This is a genomic window from Pseudoalteromonas sp. A22 (assembly GCF_018141345.1).
In the GTDB taxonomy this organism is placed as follows: Bacteria; Pseudomonadota; Gammaproteobacteria; order Enterobacterales; family Alteromonadaceae; genus Pseudoalteromonas; species Pseudoalteromonas maricaloris.
Genome location: NZ_CP047238.1, coordinates 2,311,073 through 2,330,116 on the forward strand (window position 1 = coordinate 2,311,073; position 19,044 = coordinate 2,330,116).

Annotated in this window: 20 protein-coding genes; 11 read left to right on the forward strand and 9 right to left on the reverse strand. The window is 43.5% G+C overall.

From position 1 onward, the window contains the following. Positions 1 to 99: 99 nt before the first annotated feature. Positions 100 to 2,529: a VolA/Pla-1 family phospholipase gene (locus GSF04_RS15095; protein ID WP_211857722.1), complete on the reverse strand. Its 2,430-nt coding sequence runs from the start codon at positions 2,527 to 2,529 to the stop codon at positions 100 to 102. 196 nt (positions 2,530 to 2,725) lie between these two features. On the opposite strand from GSF04_RS15095, the gene GSF04_RS15100 reads away from it, so the two are divergent. After that, a complete protein-coding gene (locus GSF04_RS15100; RefSeq protein WP_017219153.1) occupies positions 2,726 to 3,469 on the forward strand; it encodes a YciK family oxidoreductase in 744 nt (247 codons plus the stop codon). 254 nt (positions 3,470 to 3,723) lie between these two features. On the opposite strand, the gene GSF04_RS15105 is transcribed toward GSF04_RS15100, so the two are convergent. The 6 genes from GSF04_RS15105 to GSF04_RS15130 form a co-directional block, all read right to left on the reverse strand. Next, positions 3,724 to 4,128 (reverse strand): GFA family protein, encoded by a 405-nt coding sequence (locus GSF04_RS15105; protein WP_211857724.1) that lies wholly within the window; start codon positions 4,126 to 4,128, stop codon positions 3,724 to 3,726. A 63-nt stretch (positions 4,129 to 4,191) separates the two neighbouring features. Beyond that, entirely contained in the window at positions 4,192 to 5,052 is an 861-nt protein-coding gene (gene rluB / locus GSF04_RS15110) for a 23S rRNA pseudouridine(2605) synthase RluB (protein WP_039497594.1), read from the reverse strand. Continuing rightward, entirely contained in the window at positions 5,049 to 5,636 is a 588-nt protein-coding gene (gene scpB, locus GSF04_RS15115) for an SMC-Scp complex subunit ScpB (protein WP_211857726.1), read from the reverse strand. Before scpB ends, rluB begins: the two co-directional genes overlap by 4 nt. A gap of 53 nt (positions 5,637 to 5,689) precedes the next feature. Continuing rightward, positions 5,690 to 6,484 carry a segregation/condensation protein A gene (locus tag GSF04_RS15120; RefSeq protein ID WP_039497593.1) on the reverse strand — a complete coding sequence of 265 codons (795 nt, stop codon included), beginning with the start codon at positions 6,482 to 6,484 and terminating at the stop codon, positions 5,690 to 5,692. An 11-nt stretch (positions 6,485 to 6,495) separates the two neighbouring features. Further along, on the reverse strand, positions 6,496 to 7,116 hold the full coding sequence (locus tag GSF04_RS15125; protein ID WP_010378577.1) for an L-threonylcarbamoyladenylate synthase: 621 nt from the start codon (positions 7,114 to 7,116) through the stop codon (positions 6,496 to 6,498). Positions 7,117 to 7,120: 4 nt separating this feature from the next. Beyond that, positions 7,121 to 7,966, reverse strand: coding sequence for a PHP domain-containing protein (locus GSF04_RS15130; RefSeq protein WP_211857728.1), 846 nt, complete (start codon positions 7,964 to 7,966; stop codon positions 7,121 to 7,123). A 436-nt stretch (positions 7,967 to 8,402) separates the two neighbouring features. Here GSF04_RS15130 and GSF04_RS15135 point away from each other — a divergent pair, with 436 nt between their 5' ends. Genes GSF04_RS15135 through trpA form a run of 6 tightly spaced genes read left to right on the forward strand, consistent with a single transcriptional unit; the run spans position 8,403 to position 14,920 of the window. Beyond that, positions 8,403 to 9,980 carry an anthranilate synthase component 1 gene (locus GSF04_RS15135; protein WP_039497589.1) on the forward strand — a complete coding sequence of 526 codons (1,578 nt, stop codon included), beginning with the start codon at positions 8,403 to 8,405 and terminating at the stop codon, positions 9,978 to 9,980. Continuing rightward, positions 9,973 to 10,554 carry an aminodeoxychorismate/anthranilate synthase component II gene (locus GSF04_RS15140; protein ID WP_211857730.1) on the forward strand — a complete coding sequence of 194 codons (582 nt, stop codon included), beginning with the start codon at positions 9,973 to 9,975 and terminating at the stop codon, positions 10,552 to 10,554. The genes GSF04_RS15135 and GSF04_RS15140 overlap by 8 nt, the downstream gene beginning before the upstream one ends. Positions 10,555 to 10,563: 9 nt before the next feature. Beyond that, the gene (trpD, locus tag GSF04_RS15145; RefSeq protein ID WP_017219147.1) at positions 10,564 to 11,568 is read left to right on the forward strand and encodes an anthranilate phosphoribosyltransferase; all 1,005 of its coding nucleotides are present in this window, start codon (positions 10,564 to 10,566) and stop codon (positions 11,566 to 11,568) included. Beyond that, on the forward strand, positions 11,561 to 12,925 hold the full coding sequence (gene trpCF, locus GSF04_RS15150; protein ID WP_211857732.1) for a bifunctional indole-3-glycerol-phosphate synthase TrpC/phosphoribosylanthranilate isomerase TrpF: 1,365 nt from the start codon (positions 11,561 to 11,563) through the stop codon (positions 12,923 to 12,925). The genes trpD and trpCF overlap by 8 nt, the downstream gene beginning before the upstream one ends. A gap of 7 nt (positions 12,926 to 12,932) precedes the next feature. After that, on the forward strand, positions 12,933 to 14,117 hold the full coding sequence (gene trpB / locus GSF04_RS15155) for a tryptophan synthase subunit beta (RefSeq protein WP_017219145.1): 1,185 nt from the start codon (positions 12,933 to 12,935) through the stop codon (positions 14,115 to 14,117). After that, positions 14,114 to 14,920 carry a tryptophan synthase subunit alpha gene (trpA, locus tag GSF04_RS15160; protein ID WP_211857734.1) on the forward strand — a complete coding sequence of 269 codons (807 nt, stop codon included), beginning with the start codon at positions 14,114 to 14,116 and terminating at the stop codon, positions 14,918 to 14,920. Before trpB ends, trpA begins: the two co-directional genes overlap by 4 nt. Positions 14,921 to 14,962: 42 nt before the next feature. On the opposite strand, the gene GSF04_RS15165 is transcribed toward trpA, so the two are convergent. Further along, on the reverse strand, positions 14,963 to 15,235 hold the full coding sequence (locus tag GSF04_RS15165; RefSeq protein ID WP_010374071.1) for an HU family DNA-binding protein: 273 nt from the start codon (positions 15,233 to 15,235) through the stop codon (positions 14,963 to 14,965). A gap of 122 nt (positions 15,236 to 15,357) precedes the next feature. On the opposite strand from GSF04_RS15165, the gene GSF04_RS15170 reads away from it, so the two are divergent. Together GSF04_RS15170 and GSF04_RS15175 are read left to right on the forward strand one after the other, a co-directional pair. Next, complete coding sequence (locus GSF04_RS15170; protein WP_010374069.1) at positions 15,358 to 15,927, forward strand: inner membrane-spanning protein YciB; 570 nt, start codon at positions 15,358 to 15,360, stop codon at positions 15,925 to 15,927. 90 nt (positions 15,928 to 16,017) lie between these two features. Then, a complete protein-coding gene (locus tag GSF04_RS15175; protein ID WP_039497574.1) occupies positions 16,018 to 16,659 on the forward strand; it encodes a CPBP family intramembrane glutamic endopeptidase in 642 nt (213 codons plus the stop codon). A 72-nt stretch (positions 16,660 to 16,731) separates the two neighbouring features. Here GSF04_RS15175 and GSF04_RS15180 read toward each other — a convergent pair whose 3' ends face one another. Further along, complete coding sequence (locus tag GSF04_RS15180; RefSeq protein WP_211857736.1) at positions 16,732 to 18,156, reverse strand: sodium-dependent transporter; 1,425 nt, start codon at positions 18,154 to 18,156, stop codon at positions 16,732 to 16,734. Positions 18,157 to 18,377: 221 nt separating this feature from the next. Here GSF04_RS15180 and GSF04_RS15185 point away from each other — a divergent pair, with 221 nt between their 5' ends. Both GSF04_RS15185 and GSF04_RS15190 read left to right on the forward strand, forming a co-directional pair. Beyond that, positions 18,378 to 18,677, forward strand: a complete 300-nt coding sequence (locus GSF04_RS15185) for a YciI family protein (RefSeq protein ID WP_211857738.1) — start codon at positions 18,378 to 18,380, stop codon at positions 18,675 to 18,677. A gap of 108 nt (positions 18,678 to 18,785) precedes the next feature. After that, positions 18,786 to 19,043, forward strand: a complete 258-nt coding sequence (locus GSF04_RS15190; protein ID WP_017219141.1) for a PepSY domain-containing protein — start codon at positions 18,786 to 18,788, stop codon at positions 19,041 to 19,043. Position 19,044 lies beyond the last annotated feature (1 nt).

The following is a 19,044-nucleotide window of genomic DNA, read 5'->3' on the forward strand; positions in this document are numbered from 1 at the left end:
TTCTCCTCATTTAGCTCATAAAGGGGCCCATTTAACTCAATATTAAATAGACACAAAAAAGGCCGCTAGCAGCGGCCTTTTATAGTCTCGAAAAATGTCTTAGTTTGCAACAACATCCGGGTTAGATACTTGTAAAACCAAACCCTTTGACTTCAAGAAGCTCGCAACTTGTGTTTGCATTTCGATTGACGCAGCTGCGTGTCCTGCAGCTGTGCCACCGGCTTTTTCATCAAAGCCTGTCGTCAAGATTGAACTATGGTGACCTTGAGAGAACTTCACTACATAACTTCCAGGTGTTCCGTCTTGACTCATTTGCGTTTCACTTGCAGGCATTAATCCCATGAAACCAGCAAGTGGTAAGCTACCAGACAAGAAGCTACGTTCTGTTGTTGGAGGGATAACCAAGTCAGCTGCATTGCCATCAACACCACCCGTAACAACGCTCATATATACTGGCGTTTGTAGCGCTTTCACGGAAGCTGCATAGTTAAGTGGATCGGCACTACCTAATGCGGTTTGTGCTGCAAAACCAAACTGCGTCACCGTACCATCAATCAGTGCTAATGTCGCGGTGTCTCCAGCCGCTTCTAAATTCGCTCTAAATGTTCCATATGCACAAGAAACATATTTGCTTTGATCCGCAGCAAACGTACCACAGTCAGCAATTGCACCTTCTTGCAGATAGGCATTAAACGCTTGCGATGCTAGGTTACCTGCAGAGCTTAACACGGAGCCCTGAACAAACGGGCCAAATGATTTTGACTCAATCAAGAAATTAGCAATGCCCGAGCCACCACTTGCAAGTGCTGCTGACTCAACTTTAAAGAAGCCATCAATTGCTGGATTTAATGGTGCATTGGTTTGAGCGAGGAAGCTTGGGCCTACAACCGAACCAAGCGAGTGACCTAAGTAACTAACTTGCTGGGTATTAAAGTTAACTTGACCGCCAGATGCTAGATTGATGAAGTTTAAGCCTAAACGTAAACCCATTAAATCTGCTGCCGATTGCTTTAAGTTATCACGCGCAACTAACAACGATGTTAGGTTCATGTAGGACAACACGCTACCTGTCGAGGCATTAAAATCATCAGTGCCATCACCATCGATATCTAAACCGCGAGCACCGTGCATTGGGTGATCGATCGCAACTGTGGCAAATCCAGCTTGTGTTAATGACAACGTCAAGCCAAGCATGTCTTCTTTTTTACTCGTGATACCATGTTGCAAGATAACAACAGGCCAACCGCCTTCAGGGCGCTGAGACTCATCCGCAGGCATTGTGATTTGCACAGGAACATTAGCAAGCCACTGCTCTTTAGGAATTGGATTGTACTTAGTCAAGAACTTAGTACCATCTAAACCTAAATCTCTCAGTTTTCCACCCGAAAGTGTATTACAAGCGATATCATTTGGTTCTGTTGGCTCTGGTAAACCACCAGTTTGCGCCGCATATCCAGCGACAGCTACCGCGCTGTCGCAGCGTGCTTGCCAATAGGTATCAGCTAGCGCAGAGATATCTTTATTTTTTGGTTGTGATAAGTACTGAGGTAGTTGTATTTGACCTTGCAATAAACGCACGCTTCTAAAAGCAGGTAAAATAGCATCAGGCACTTTTCCTACAAGGGCATCAGCAACGGTGATCACCGGTTGTGCAGGTACAGCGACAACAGGGTTAGCACCGCCCTGTAATTTTGCGGCTAACAATTGCTTAGTCGCCGCCAATGCGTGACCTGTCGACTGTGTCGTCATTGCAGCTGTATATATAATCTCTTCTTTACTCACCGAGCCCGCAGCAGTTACCGCCCCTTCATAGCTACGAATCACAGCCTGTAGAGATTTCTGAGCATCAGTTACCAATGGCGCGTCTTGGCGCAACAACGTGTAAGTCGAAGAAGCATCTACACTTTGACCTTTTGAGTCTTTAAGACCTTTGGTCAAAACAGTAATATACGTAGTTTCAGGTTTGAATGGTTTAACTGGGATAATAACTAAACCGTTACCTGTGCTATTAGCCATGGTAACGAAATCACCATCCGGGCCAAATTGTAATTCAGCAATTGGCTTACAAGCGATACCTGAAGGCACCTGAGCACAGTCTTCGTCGGTTTGTAATGGTCCACCCATTGCAACTTCAAAAATTCGTACAGAGCCCGGAGTCATGACGCTTTGCGCATCAAGTGTCAAACCATTTGGTGTCGTCATGTCGATAACGTAAGGCATTTGTGTCGACCAACCATCTAAGGCGCCAATCACAATACTAGGGTTTGCATAGCTTGCACGCGTTACCAGAGGGTTACCTTCACCATCTTTCACTCCCAACATTTCGTCAGGTAGATTTAAGGTACCGTCTTGAGTGCCGGATAAAAGGATATCGTTTGGAACTGAGATCACACCGCCCGATGGATCAAATTTAACAGAAATCGTTGGAGAAACGGGTGTAGTATCATTTTTTACATCTTCTAACGTTTCACTGCCTCCACAGCCAGCGAGTGCTGCTGATACTGCGAGTGAGAGTAGCATTTTTTTCATTTTATAGGCTCCGACATAATCTTATTATTATTGTGATAATTCTCGTTAAATCTATGTAATAGCATTTTTAATAAGACATTAGACCAGTTAAACTTAACTCAAACTTTGTTATTTCGCCAGCCATATTTACAATAAATTCGCTAACTTGCTACTGCATTGTGATAAAATAGCCCAAACATCTTAATTGGAGTCCAGAATGCAGACTTATCAAGCTCCTGAAAACGCACTAGCGAATAAAACGATACTAGTAACAGGTGCTGGCGACGGCATCGGCCGTGTTGCGGCAATTAATTACGCCAAATATGGTGCAACGGTTATTTTATTGGGCAAAACCACCAGTAAACTAGAAGCCGTTTATGATGAAATTGTTAACGCCGGTTACCCACAGCCTGCAATTGTACCTTTAGATTTACGTGGTGCAACCAAACAACACTTCCGAGACTTGGCTGCCACTATTGAGCAGCAATTTGGGAAGCTTGATGGCTTGCTAAATAATGCTTCTATTTTAGGCTCTTTAGGTCCAATGGAACACTTTTGCGTTTCAACCTTTGAAAACATAATGAAGGTAAACGTAACAGCCCAAGCGGTGATCACTAAATCGCTATTCCCAGTAATGAGAAAAGCACCTCACGCTTCTATTGTCTTTACTTCATCGGGTGTAGGACGTAAAGGTCGCGAGTTTTGGGGAGCATATGCAATTTCTAAATTCGCAACCGAAGGTATGATGCAAACTTGGGCCGAAGAAGTGGGTAAAACCAATATTCGCATCAACTGCATTAACCCTGGTGCGACAAGAACAAGTATGCGTGCATCAGCATTCCCAGGTGAAGATAAAGATAAACTAAAAACACCTGAAGAATTAATGCCAACATACCTGTACTTGATGTCTGATGACTCAATCGGAGTTAATGGCCAATCTTTAGATGCCCAAACCTACTAACTAGTACTTTAAAGGCTGCAAATCCACAATTGCAGCCTTCTATATTAACCTGAGGTTTGGATAAGGAATGTTCCAACTCATTGTTGCTAAAGCACAACTTAATTTTTTCCTTGTCTAGCCAGAGAGTTTTAGGGAAAACAAGGCGAATTTACGCACCAATAGCTGGCTATTGGAAGTGAATTCAACGCAGTTAGCGCTAAAACTGGCTGCTAGAAAGGCATTAATTATCCGCAGCTCAGGTTATATTACCTAAGTTAATCTCTCGGCAAGGTTTCAAACGCCTGCACTTGCTCTAATTTTTCATCCCACTTAGCTTTACTCGCGATAAATAAGTGTGCGGTTGGCGTAAGGCTCGGTGCATCATCTAAGCTACCGGCAGGTACCACTAAACCAACAGGCTGCTGGTTTGGTAATGCAGAACCACAACAAGCGCAAAAGGCTTTAACGTGCTTAGTATTCGGTAAAGTAAAGCGGGTTATTAACTTTTCGCCCGTAAGCCAAGTTAACACTGCATTTTGAAAAAATAAATTCGCAGCATGTGCGGAGCCTGTGTCTTTTTGACAATATTCACAATGGCATAAATAAAAGCCCTGCGCGTTGCCCTCTACAAGATATTTAACCTGACCACACAGACAACTACCAGAAAACATCTCTTTCATTTGCATCTCCTTATCAAATACAAAAACACCAGCTCACTAGGCTGGTGTTTTAAAAAGCTTAAATTACTTTCTTCTTGGGGTTTTGACCCTTTGATTATGCTTTTTCACTGCTTTGCGGATCTTATTAATTTTCGCGCGCTTGTCTTTACGCTTTTCCGGCATGACCGACAACTTAGTTTGCTGCTCGGCTCTCATGCTTACCGATTTACGTAAGTAGTTAACATCTTCTAATTTTAATTCTTCCCATCCACCTTGTGGCAAGCGCTTGTTAAGCTCCAATTTACCATAACGGATACGGATCAAACGCGACACTTCAACCTCTTGCGACTGCCAAAGACGCCTGACTTCACGATTACGCCCTTCGGTCAGTGTTACGTTGAACCATTTATTCAGACCTTCACCACCAAGTGGCTTAATCTTAAGGAATTTTGCAGGACCATCTTCTAGCTCAACACCTTTGGTTAATGTACGCAACGTTTGATTTGTTACTTCACCAAATACCCGGGCAGAATATTCACGTTCGACTTCGTATTTTGGATGCATCAAGCGATTAGCTAGCTCACCATCATTGGTAAAGAGTAACAGGCCTGATGTATTGATATCTAATCGCCCAATAGCTATCCAGCGGTCACCATCTAACTTTGGTAGCCTATCGAATACAGTACGACGACCTTGAGGGTCGCGACGAGTACACAGCTCACCTTCTGGCTTATGATACATAAGTACGCGACAGATGCGCTCTTCTTGCTGTTCTATTTTAACAATATGTCCATCTACACGGATCACCGAAGTCTCTTCCACTCGGTCTCCTAGCTTGGCAACTTTTCCATCTACACTTACGCGGTTAGACTCAATATACTTTTCCATTTCGCGTCTTGAGCCAACGCCAGCTCTTGCCAATACTTTTTGTAGTTTTTCACTCATTTAGATGGTTCTCTCACAGAAGGATCGTTTAATAACTGTTCTATTTTCTCATTATGTTGCTCAGGTAACCGAGGTAATTCCCCAAGACCAGATAATGAGAAGTAATCTAAAAATTGTTTTGTCGTTGCATACAATGCAGGCTTACCCGGTACCTCTTTGTAACCCACCACTTTTATCCACTCGCGATCTATCAAGCTTTTGATAATATTAGAACTCACGGTAACCCCGCGAACTTGCTCGATTTCGCCTCGAGTGATTGGTTGTCGGTAAGCAATCAATGCCAAAGTCTCAAGTGTAGCACGTGAGTATTTTGGTGCTTTTTCCTGCCACAGTTTACTTAGCCAAGGGCTCAAGCTCGGGCAAGCTTGAAAACGGTATCCGGTACCAACCTCAACCAGCCTTACACCGCGAGTTTGATAATGATTTACCAGTGTTTCCAGTGCCTGATCAATACGCGGTGATGACACGCTGATATCTTCCAGCACAGTTTCTTTTAAGCGCTTTTTAGATAACGGCTTATCTGAAACGAAAATCGCTGCTTCAACCAATTCAACCAGTTGTTCATCGCTAACGCGTCTTTTCATATTTTATGCTTGAAGATAAAAATGCGGAGTATAGCAGAGGCTGCAGCCATCCCCTAGCCTTTTAAATGCAGGTAAATCGACGCTGCCGTTGCTGACTGAATATAGTCAACCAATTGCTCCTTAATGAGTTCGAGCATGGCAATAAAAGTAACCACCACACCACTGCGCCCTTCGTCCAAGGTAAAGAATCGCGCAAATTCTACCGGCTTATTCTGTTCTCGTAGCAATTGCAATATAAAACTCATACGCTCTCGAGTCGAAAGTGCTTCTGCGGATATATGATGGTGCTCAAAGGTCTTGGCTCTAGCCATCACTTCCGACAGCGCCAAAAGTAATTCCCTCAGTTCAATGTCTGGGAATTCTGGCTCATTGTCGGTACTACTGTCTACCAGCGCATGAGCGACAAAGATATCACGCTCAACACGAGGGATCTCATCTAAATTCTCAGCGGCTTGCTTAAATTGCTCGTATTCCTGCAAGCGTCTCACCAGCTCTGCTCTGGGGTCTTCCTCTTCCTCTAACTCTTCGTGTTTTGGTAGTAGCATTCTTGATTTTATTTGTGCCAGCAAAGCTGCCATCACTAAGTATTCACCCGCAAGTTCGAGCTGCATGTCCTTCATCATTTCAACGTACTGAACATACTGCTGAGTAATACTAAAAATCGGTAATTCTAGAATATCTAATTTATGTCTTTTAATAAGATAAAGCAGTAAGTCCAACGGGCCTTCAAAGGTCTCTAAGATAACTTCTAGGGCTTCGGGAGGAATATAAAGATCTTCCGGCTTTTCAATTACCGCTTCACCGTGTAAAAAAGCCAGCGGTAATTTCTGTTGGAGTGCTTCTGTCATCTCAACATGCGTTATTCAAAAGGCGATGTATCGCCACAGCCACGACGCAAAATTTCAATGGTGTCTTCAGACATATCAATAACTGTGGTTGCTTGCTCGATTAAATAGCCACCGTGAATTATTAAGTCTACGTGCTTCTCAAGACGCATGCGGATATCATCGGGGTCAGACTCAGTAAACTGCTCTCCTGGCAAAATCAAAGAACATGACATCAAAGGTTCACCTAGTGCTTCCAACAAGGCGCAAGTAATTGGGTTATCAGTCACACGGATCCCGATGGTTTTTTTCTTCTCATTGAGCAAACGACGAGGAACTTCTTTCGTCCCTTTAAAAATAAACGTGTACGGACCGGGCGTATTATTTTTAATCATCCTAAACATTTGATTATCGACACGGGCATAGGTCGAAAGCTCCGACAGATCACGACATAAAAGAGTGAAGTTATGGTGCTTTTCAATGCCGCGGATCCGCTCTATCCGCTCCTTAGCTTGCTTATTACCGAGGTTGCAACCAATGGCATAGCCGGAGTCGGTTGGAAACACCACCACGCCACCTTGTTCAATAATATCAGCCGCTTGGCGAATTAAACGCGTTTGCGGGTTATCTGGGTGAATATGAAAAAATTGGCTCATAAGCTTATTCCTCTTTGCCTCCCCAATGACGCCAAACTCCTTGACAATCTTTAGGTAAATACAAGTTACGACCAAGGTCGACCCAAGGCATTGGGAAGTGGAAATCTGACCCTTGGCTTGCTAACAATTCAAACTCTTGACTTAGTCGCCCCAAAAATTGGCGCTCAGTAGGCGCTTGCTGGGGCTGTGCAACTTCCATTGCAGCTCCCCCAACCGCTTTAAATTCAGCAATTAACTTTCTTAGCCACTTATTCGACATCTTATATCGAGCAGGGTGTGCCAGCACACTTACTCCACCCGCAGCGTGAATAGCAGAAACGGCCGTTTGTATATCGCACCACTGACTTGGCACATACCCAGTTTTGCCGCGTGCTAAAAATTTATTGAAAACGCTTTGCACGTTTTTAGCCACGCCCCGCTCAACCAGCACTTGAGCAAAATGCGCTCTGGTGATCTGCGCAGTTTGGGCAAGTGCAAGGGCATCTTCGTAGACATGCTCATAACCCTTTTTGGCTAATCGCTCGCCGATTTCTTTTGCTCTGGCTTCTCGCTTTTGCTGCTGTTCGTGCAGCAGCTTTGTTAATGCTTCATGCTCAGGGTCAAAATTTAGTCCAACAATATGGATCTCAAAGCTTTCCCACTTTGTGGAAATTTCAACACCATTAATAAGCTCTAAAGTGAGATTATTTTGGCTAATGTAGTCTCGGGCAGGCTGGATCGCATCTATCGTGTCATGATCTGTAATTGCAAGAATATCAACGCCTTTTTCCGTTGCTCGCTCAAGCAATTCAGCAACAGCTAAGCGGCCATCGGAAAAAGTAGTATGGCTGTGGAGGTCATATTTAATCAAAATGTATTAACTATCTCTATGAATTATCAACGTTTTGATTATATCACAAGTTAACTGATACGACCTTAGGTTATTTTCTGATATTTGCCCTTGACACTTGTAGCAAGAATAGGGTTTACTGTAGCTAATTTAGATTAAACAACGAAATATTCACAAATGAACAAACAAATTCAAAAAAACATTTGGTGGTGGCACTCGAACTAAGCGGGTGTGTTTCGTTATATCTACGATTTATCAACCCGCGCAATGTCGCGGGTTTTTTTATACTTTTTAGAGGCTTATATGAACAACAATATCACAGTAAACACAATTTGGTGGTGGTGGATGCCCTAGCGGGACGGTATTGTTGTGTCTGAACAATAACCCCCGCAGAGCTTAGCTTTCGGGGGTTTTTTATTTTCTAAACAGAATATCTAGAAATTAAGAGGAATGAGGTTTGATTTTTAGTCACATAACGACCACACCAGGTGAGGTCACCAGCATAAGACAAAGGCGCGATTATATTGCCAGCCCACTGTCTTTATACGCAGGTTTAAACAAAACAAACTCGTTACTGCTCGAATCAGCAGAAATAGAGTCTAAAGACAATGTGAAAAGCATCGTGCTTGTGGATAGTGCGATTCGATTCGAATGCAATGGCGCCCAAGTCATTGCCAAAGCCTTGTCTAACAATGGTGCTCAGTTGCTACCGTACCTTGCGCAAAAGGTCACAAATTGTGACGTGATCCTCAATGATAATACTTTAACGCTCACGTACAACGCATTGGAAAGTAACATTGATGAGCATACCAAACTAAAAGCGGATAACGCCTTTAGTGCGCTCAGAACCTGTATCAATGAAATTAAACGTAACTCAGATACGCCGTTTTCCGTCTTTTTAGGTGGAGTATTCGCCTATGATATGGTGGCAAACTTTGAGCAACTTCCTGAAGTGCCAGATGGGGACAACGACTGTCCCGACTATGTTTTCTATCTCGCTGAAACCTTAGTTGTGATCGATCATCAAGCACGAACTACTGAGCTCATTGGTAATGTTTTCAATGGCCCTGAGGTTCACGCCAATTGTTTTGAAGTAGGCAAACAGCTAGAAGAGCTAAACAGTCAGTGTGACCAAATCACTGAATTTCAGTTTGAGCCACAAAGTGGCAGTGCAGACGTCAAAGTCAATGTGAGTGACGACGAATATTGTCAACACGTTGAAAAGTTGAAAACCAACATTATCAACGGTGACATCTTTCAAGTCGTTCCCTCTCGCACTTTTTCACTTCCTTGCCATAACTCACTCGCCGCCTATAAACAGCTCAAACTACAAAATCCTAGTCCCTACATGTTTTATATGAAGGATGAACGTTTTGTACTATTTGGCGCATCTCCAGAGTCGGCGCTCAAATATTGTGAGCAGAGTAACCAAGTTGAAGTCTATCCCATCGCGGGGACGAGACCACGAGGTAAGTTTGCTGATGGTAGTATCAATCCAGATTTAGATAGTCGCATTGAGCTTGAGCTGCGCAACGATCAAAAAGAGCGTGCTGAGCACCTTATGCTGGTTGACCTTGCTCGTAACGATGTCGCACGGATCAGTATTGCAGGTACTCGACACGCAAAAGAATTATTGAAAGTGGACCGCTACTCACAAGTCATGCATTTAGTATCACGCGTCGTTGGCCAATTAAAGCCGGATTTAGATGCGCTTCACGCCTATCAGGCTTGTATGAATATGGGCACTCTCGTCGGCGCACCAAAAGTTAAAGCCGCAGAACTTGTTCGCCATACAGAAAAGCAGCGTCGTGGTAGTTACGGCGGAGCGGTAGGTTATTTGATGGGCAATGGCGCGATGGACAGCTGCATCGTAATTCGCTCCGCGTTTGTAAAAGATAATGTTGCTTACGTGCAAGCGGGTGCGGGTGTTGTGTTTGATTCAAATCCACAAAGTGAAGCAAATGAAACCAAAGCTAAAGCCATGGCAGTGATTAAAGCAGTACAGTCCACGTATGAAGGAGCAAACCATGACTAAGGTATACTTTTTAGATAATTTTGATTCTTTCAGTTATAACCTTGTGGATGAGCTTAGTTTGCTAGGGCTCGATTTGATCGTTTATCGTAACAATCTCTCTGCCGAAACCATTTTCAATAAAATGTGTGCAGAGGTTGATCCAGTGATATTAGTTTTATCACCTGGACCTGGCGCGCCATCGGAAGCAGGCTGTTTGCTCGCGTTAATTGAGCTATGTAAAGGTAAATTCCCCATGCTTGGGATTTGCCTCGGTCAACAAGCCCTAACCCAAAGTTATGGTGGTAAAGTTGGCAAAGCGGGTGAGACGGTACATGGCAAATCTTCTATTATTGAAGCGGATGAGCATCCGGTATTTGCCGGACTTGGGACGCAATTCCCTGTTGCGCGTTATCACTCTCTGATGGCAACAAGCGTACCACCAGCACTACAAGTGATCGCGAGATATCAGGCCATTCCGATGGCTATCTATCACAGTGAACACAAAGTAATTGGCTATCAATTTCACCCAGAATCAATATTGACCCCCAATGGCGCTCAGCTATTACAACAAAGTATCACGTACCTTAGCGCTTAGGAGAGCACGATGGAAAAGTTACAACCTCTATTACAGCAACAAGATTTATCGTTCGACGCCGCCAAATCCTTGTTTAGCGATATTATGGCTGGACAACTGAGCGACATCGAACTTACCGCAGCGCTGCTTGCGCTAAAGTTTAAAGGTGAAACAGCAGCGGAAATAGCCGGAGCAGCTCAGGCTATGCGTGATCATGCCACCGCATTTGACAAGCAAGACCTACTCGCAGCAGACAGCTGTGGTACGGGTGGCGATGGCACAAATACCATCAACGTGAGTACCACCGCCGCCATTGTCGCCGCAGCATGTGGTATTAATATGGTCAAACACGGTAATCGCAGCGTGAGCAGTAAATCAGGTTCCGCTGATTTACTAAAAGCACTTGGGATCAACATTGATATGACCCCCGCACTTGCAGAAAAATGCTTAGCAGAGACCGGCTTTACCTTTTTGTTTGCACCGCATTACCACGCTGGTGTAAAACATGCTATGCCGGTTCGCACGCAACTAAAAACACGCACGATATTTAATATTCTCGGGCCATTGGCAAACCCAGCTAAGCCTGAGGTGCAATTACTCGGCGTTTACGACCCTGCCCTTGTTTTACCCATGGCCGAAACGTTAAACCGCTTAGGTACGAAACGAGCGATGGTAGTTCACGGTAGTGGCACAGATGAAATTGCCCTACACGGCGAAACGCTAGTCGCAGAAGTAAAACATGGTGAAGTGACGCAGTACACCGTTACCCCAAGCGATTTTGGACTAGAAAACTATTCACTTGAATCTATTGCTGGTGATACGCCAGAATATAACGCGAAAGCGAGCCTTGCGATCTTAAATGGTGAAGGCGAAGCTGCACACAATGCAGCGATCATTGCAAACGTTGCAGCCTTGTTGGTATTAACCGATAAGGCCACAGATTTTAAAACCGCAAGCCAACAAGTACGCGAAGTGCTTGCAAGCAAAAAAGCCATGACAACCTTGGCTAACATTGTAGAGGTGAGTAATGGCTAATGTATTAGAAAAAATTGTTGCCGATAAAGTCGAAGAATTAAAAACGCGTAAGGCGCAGCGTCCGTTAAGTGACTTTATCGACGAAGTAACCCCCACCACGCTGAACTTCACCGCTGCGTTGGCGCAAGCTGGAACACAATTTATTTTAGAGTGCAAAAAGGCGTCACCTTCAAAAGGCCTTATTCGCTCACATTTTGATTTGACTGAAATTACCAGTGTTTATCGTAAGTACGCGACATGTATTAGTGTACTAACCGACGAAAAATACTTTCAAGGCAGTTATGAATACCTTGCCACGGTGAGAAAGCTGGTTGATCAGCCTCTGATCTGTAAAGACTTCTTTATTGATGAATATCAAGTTTATCTCGCCCGCCTACACGGTGGCGATGCCATTCTTTTGATGTTGTCTGTATTAAATGACGAAGAATATTTGGCACTAGCGAGCGTGGCCAAATCACTTAATATGTCGATTTTAACGGAAGTAAGCAACGAAGAAGAAGTGACAAGAGCGCTTGCGTTAGATGCTGAACTTATCGGTATTAACAACCGTGACCTCAGAGATTTATCAACGGATTTAGCAACAACAGAGAAACTAAGAAAGTTAATCCCAGAAGACAAAGTGGTGATTTCAGAGTCTGGCATATACACGCACCGCGATGTGAAACGCTTATCACCGATTTGTGACGGCTTTTTGGTCGGCAGTTCACTGATGGCTGAACAGGACTTAGAACTTGCTTGCAGACGCTTGATTTTGGGCGAAAACAAAGTGTGTGGTCTTACTCGAAGCCAAGATGCGCAAGCAGCTTATAAAGCTGGAGCGGTATACGGCGGTCTTATCTTTTATCCAAAATCGCCTCGTTATGTCGACATTGATTGTGCGAAGGCCGTTGCTGATAGTGCGCCGCTCAAGTACGTTGGTGTGTTCGTTAACGCACCGCTTGAGCAAGTTGCAGAGTATGCGCAAATATTAAAACTGAGTGCAGTGCAATTACATGGCAATGAAGATGAGCTGTACATCGATACTCTGCGAAAACAACTTCCAGTTACCTGTCAAATTTGGAAAGCACAAGGTGTGGACACAGCACTGCCAAGCCCCTTCGCTGGCGTAGACAAGCAATTGTACGATACCAAAACCGACACTGCATTTGGTGGCACGGGACAAGTGTTTGATTGGCAGCTATTAAATCGTAGTTCGAGCAATTATATGTTGGCTGGCGGCCTAAACCCCGACAATATTCACGGTGCCGTTAATATAGGTGCCGATGGTCTTGACCTAAATTCAGGCGTTGAGCAATCGCCTGGTAAAAAATGCGCTCAAAAAATCGCTAACGCGTTTACACAAATTCGAAAATATTGAGGTGGACATGAGTAATTCAGCTTATTTTGGTGACTTCGGAGGCATGTTTGTGCCCGAGTTACTCGTACCTGCGTTAAAGCAGTTAGAACAGGAATTTTATAAATCACAAAAAGACCCGGAATTTCAGCAGGAGTTTTATCAACTTTTGAATGAATTTGCGGGTCGCCCAACACCACTGACCAAGACACGCAACTTAGTTAAAAACCCTAAGGTCAAACTGTACTTAAAGCGTGAAGATTTACTTCACGGTGGTGCACACAAGACCAACCAAGTGTTAGGTCAAGCGCTCTTAACCAAACGTATGGGTAAAAAAGAAGTCATTGCTGAAACCGGCGCTGGACAACATGGTGTTGCAACCGCCCTAGCCTGCTCCTTACTCGGCTTGAAGTGCCGGGTATACATGGGCGCTAAAGATGTTGAGCGTCAGCAACCAAACGTATTTAGAATGCGTTTGATGGGTGCGGAAGTTATCCCTGTTACCGCTGGCTCAGGCACATTAAAAGACGCGGTAAATGAAGCATTACGTGACTGGTCTGCAAACTACAAAACGGCACATTATTTACTCGGAACGGCTGCAGGTCCTCACCCGTTCCCGACGATTGTCCGTGAGTTCCAAAAAATGATTGGTGAAGAGGCGAAACAACAAGTACTAAAAGCGGAAGGTCGTTTGCCTGATGCGGTTATCGCTTGTGTGGGCGGCGGCTCAAATGCTATTGGTATGTTCGCAGACTTTATTGACGAAAAAGACGTTAAATTAATCGGGGTGGAACCGGCTGGTAAAGGTCTAGATACCGATGAGCACGGCGCTGCACTATGTAAAGGAAGTAAAGGCATCTTGCACGGCGCCTATACCTATATCATGCAGAACAAAGATGGCCAAATTGAAGAATCTTACTCTGTTTCAGCAGGTCTTGACTACCCAGCTGTTGGTCCACAACACGCCTACCTTCATGAAACTGGCCGCGCGCAATATGTTGGCATTACCGACACTGAAGCATTAAATGCCTTTCAAGCGCTTGCTAAACACGAAGGTATTATTCCAGCCCTAGAGTCAAGCCATGCTCTGGCATACGCACTAAAATATGCAGAAGCGCAAACCGAAGAAACGGTGATTGTTGTTAACTTAAGTGGTCGCGGAGACAAAGACTTAGCTCACGTCCACCAGGTACTATCTGAGCGAGGTGAACTATGAGACGTTATGACGCGATGTTCGCGCACTTAAATGAAAAAAACCAAGGTGCATTTGTTCCTTTCGTGACGATTGGCGACCCCAATAAGGCTCTCAGTATTGAGATCATCAAAAGCCTGATTGACGGTGGAGCTGATGCATTGGAGCTCGGTATTCCATTTTCCGATCCCATCGCCGATGGTCCCGTTATCCAAGCTGCTAACATCCGTGCATTAGAGCAAGATGTTAATACGCAAGACTGTCTTGAGATCATCGCCGAAATTCGTCGTTACAACAGTGATATTCCAATTGGTTTGTTGCTTTACTCAAACTTGATTTTTGCTCGTGGTATTGAGCAGTTTTATCAAGACGCCAAAACTGCGGGTGTGGATTCTATCTTAGTTGCTGATGTGCCACTGCACGAAGCCAAACCGTTTAGGCTCACTGCAATGGCAAATGATATTGCGCCAATTTTCATTGCCACACCGAATGCCTGCGATGATACGTTACGAGAGTGCGCCACCCGAGGTCGTGGCTATACTTATTTACTTTCGCGTGCAGGCGTGACTGGTACAGAAACGACGGCACAAATGCCGGCAACAGAGATGATCACCAAACTTATCGAGTATCATGCTGCGCCGCCACTGCTAGGGTTTGGTATTTCTGAACCGGAGCATGTAAAGCATGCGATTAGCTCAGGTGCAGCAGGTGCGATAAGTGGCTCTGCGGTGGTGAAAATCATCGAAAAACACTTAGATGATCCTAGCACTATGTGCTTTGAGCTAAAAACCTTTGTTGCGCGAATGAAAGCTGCAACGCAAAAGTAATATTACTTTCAAGCCAGTGTTAAACACTGGCTTTTCTTAGAATTAACGCAAGTTATCTTTTAAGGCTTTAGCAGGCTTAAACAATACCTTGTTTTGTCCCTCAATGGTGATGGTCTCACCTGTTTGAGGATTACGTCCTTGCTTTGGGGGATGATAACTTAACGCGAATGTCCCAAGTCCATTAATTTGCATCTGATCGCCTTCTGACAAGCGCTTTTTAGTGGCCTGTAAAATGACATTTAACACCGCCTGTGAATCTTTCTTTGTTAATCCACTAATTTCCGCCATTTTTGTAACTAAATCGCTCTTATTCATGCAAATACCTCTGAACCATTGAATGAGCGCAGCAGGCTATGGGTTTCATCAAAGAAAGTCAATGTTGATGTTCTCGCCGTATCTTGGTAAAACCCTTACAACCAACTTTGTTAGGATAAAAAATGTCATTTTTAATTGAGTACTTACCGCTCATCTTATTTTTTGCGGTTTATAAGTTTGTCGATATTTTTTGGGCAACGGGTGTGCTAATCATTGCCTCTCTTATACAGGTCGCACACCAATACATCACTAAGCGCGAAGTCGCAAAACGTCATTGGGTATTCTTAGCGATTGCGTTGATCCTTGGTGGGATGACGATTTTCTTCCATGATGAGCAGTTTATTAAATGGAAAGCCACGATTATTTATGCCATTTTAGGTGCGGCACTACTCATATCTAGGTACCTGTTTAATAAAAACTTGGTAAAAGGCGCACTCGAAGGCGTGTTAAAGTCAGTTGCTGAGAAGGAGAAAAGCGAGATTGATATTGATTTACCAGCCAAAGACTGCGACCAATTAAATCTATTTTGGGCAGTATTACTTTTCTTCATCGCAGGCCTAAACCTTTACGTTGCGTACCACTTCTCTCTTGATTTTTGGGTGAACTTTAAAGTCTTTGGTTTAATTGGGATCACCTTCGTTGCACTCCTCTTTACCATGTTTAAAATTCAAAAATATTTACCTGAAGAGTAACCATTCAAGGTTCATCTGCAGCTGCTATAGTTAACGAGTGAGAGCTAACTATAGCGGCTTGTAGCCGCCAAATATTTTGGGGAACTAGCCTTGAACGCAAGCCAATACCGGTGGTGTGAACTCGTATTTGTATTCTTTGTCCTGCCCATTGTCGCTTATCAATTTCGTGATCACCTCAACAATTGGCTTTTTCCAGCACTGATCATTTTAATGGCAGTTTGTACCCATTTACTACTAACCGATCCCCATTTCAAACGCTTTAGATTAACCAGTTTGGGGGAGTTTTCGTCCGTCAAAAAGCGATTATTTACCACGTTTTTCGCAGGTGCAATGTTTTCAGCCATGCTCTATGGTTTAGTTAGTCAAGGAAATTGGTTTTCCCTACCGCTCAATTCCCCCAGCGACTGGTTATTATTATTAGTTGCTTACCCTATTCTTTCCGTCTTACCACAAGAGTTAATTTTTAGGAGCTACTTCTTTCATCGCTATAAAAGGATTTTACCAAATAAAAACAATCGAGTTTTGCTAAGTGCATTAGTGTTTGCGCTTGCGCACTGCATCTATGACAACTGGATAGCCGTGGCGTTATCTTTTGTTGGAGGGCTACTATTTTCTTATACCTACGCCCATAGTCGTTCGCTTGCGGTGTGTGTGTTAGAGCATAGCCTGTGGGGACTGTGGATGTTTACAATAGGAATTGGGCAGTACTTAGATTCGGGCGTAAAATTTTAGTGGCTTAGTGGAGAATAAACATCGGCGCATTAATACGCCGATGTCATCATGCCCAAAACGAATGTCTTGTCGCTAGAAGCCAAAGATACTGAATGCAAAATACTTAGTTGCAACGGTATTAATGAAAATAGCCAACAGGATCACTGGGATGAATGTAGATAGAGAGAAATTAATATATTTCTCAGTAAAGCTACCTACGTACCCCTCTGCGCCTTGCGCAAGTTCTTCATTCAAACCAGATTTTTTCCAGCGATAAGTAACGAATAGACACAACAGCAAACCATTCAACGGTAAAATAGTATCGTAAAACACGTCGTAGACTAGGTCAAAGAAGCTCTTCTGAGCATCGCCATATCTTACAAAACTTGTAAGCCAGTCCACCATTCCAAAAGACATCGTAGATAGCACAGTCAAAATACCTGTGGTCAACGCTAAGATAATCAGTGCCTTTTTACGTGAAATGCATTTTTCTTCCATCAAAGTCGAGGTAGGCACCTCGACAATTGACACAAGCGACGTTATCGCTGCAAAGAAAACCAACAAAAAGAAAGTACCTGCAACAATTGAAGCACCGACGTAGCCAATATCATCTTGTAAAGCCAATAACAATTTAGGTAAGTAATCGAAAATCATAGATACTGAAGAGTCCGATAACTTACTTGGATCTGTATTCGGATTAAAACTAAAGATAGCCGGAAGTACCATCAGACCGGCAATGAATGCCACTAATGAATCTGTAATAGCGACCATTTTAGAGCTACCGACAATGTCGTCTTTCTTAGAGATATAGGAAGCATAAGTGATCAATATACCCATACCTAAAGACAGTGAAAAGAAAGCCTGTGATAACGCGCCATTTAGCACACTTGCATTCATCTTTTCGAAGTCAGGAACGATGTAATAGCGTACACCTGCCATTGCGTTATCAAGGGTTAATACGTATGCGACAAGGCCAATTAACATGACAAATAACGCTGGCATGAGTAACTTAGCTGCTTTTTCGATCCCTTCTTTTACACCGCCAACCAAGATAAGATTAACGATCACACCCACTATCAACATATAGATGAAGACATTGGTATCGTTGATAAAAGTGCCAAAGTACTTCGGAGAGGCGAGTACATCTAAGTTACCTAAAGCTGTTTGCGCTAAGAAGCCAAAGATCCAAACGGTAATAACCATGTAGAAGACAGCAATCATAAACGGCGTGAGTACAGCCAAGAATCCAGCTATTGACCACTTTTTATCATGATTAGATAGCAGCTTATATGCGCCAAACGGGTCCTTTTGGGCTTTCCTACCCATAGCCATTTCGGCCATCATGACAGGTAAACAGATAAACACTACAAATAGTGCATAGATTAGTAAAAATGCCCCACCACCATTTTTTGCGGCGGAAACAGGAAAGCCGACTAAGTTACCAATACCAACAGCAGAACCTGCAGCGGCAAGGATAAACCCTAATCGGGAGCTAAAATGCTCACGGTTTGCACTCATTGCAATCAACCTTATTATTATTTTCTACAAATATCCGAAGGACTCTACCAGTCAAGCTGAGTGTTTTTCAAGTTTAAATGTCTAATCACTGAAAAACTCTGTGTACATTTACTTTTGCACTGAGGGCGTTTTATCATAGTATTGATAAACGGCCCTGAAAAGCCGACAAAATACGTAAAAATAACAATAATAACCTAGAAACTAATCTGGAACTAATACTTATGCTTTACATGATCTACTCAACCGACGCTGAAAACTCATTAGCAAAACGTCTTGCTGCGCGCCCTGCTCACTTAGCTCGTTTAGAAGAATTAAAACAACAAGGTCGATTGTTTGCAGCAGGCCCGTTACCAGCTATTGACTCGGAAGATCCTGGTGAAGCGGGTTTTACGGGTTCTTTGGTTATTGCTGAGTTTGAAAACTTAGAAAGTGCGCAGCAATGGGCGAGCGCCGATCCCTATATTGATGCTGGTGTCTATACTGCTAGTATTGTAAAACCGTACAAGCGAGTTCTGCCATAAAAGTTTACTGAACGTTAAGTTCAGCAAAGGTTAATTACAAAAGCACTAAATTTGTTTGAGATTTATGAAGTTTAGACACTTAGTATCTATGAAACTGTGGAGCTTAAAATGCGATTGCAACTCACTCTCTTAGCGTTGATCTTGGCGTTCGCTTCGAGTGTAGCAGACGCCAATAGCCGCAATGATAAGAATGTAAAGACAATTACAAAAAAAGAAGCTGTGTCTCTGGCGCTTGATAAGTACGCTGGAAGGACGCTTAAGATTTCTGAAGAAAATCAGTTTTTTGTGGTAAGAATTCTCCAACCAGATGGTCGAATTGTTGACTTAAAAGTAAACAAGAAGACAGGTGAAGTAAATAAGGACTAAG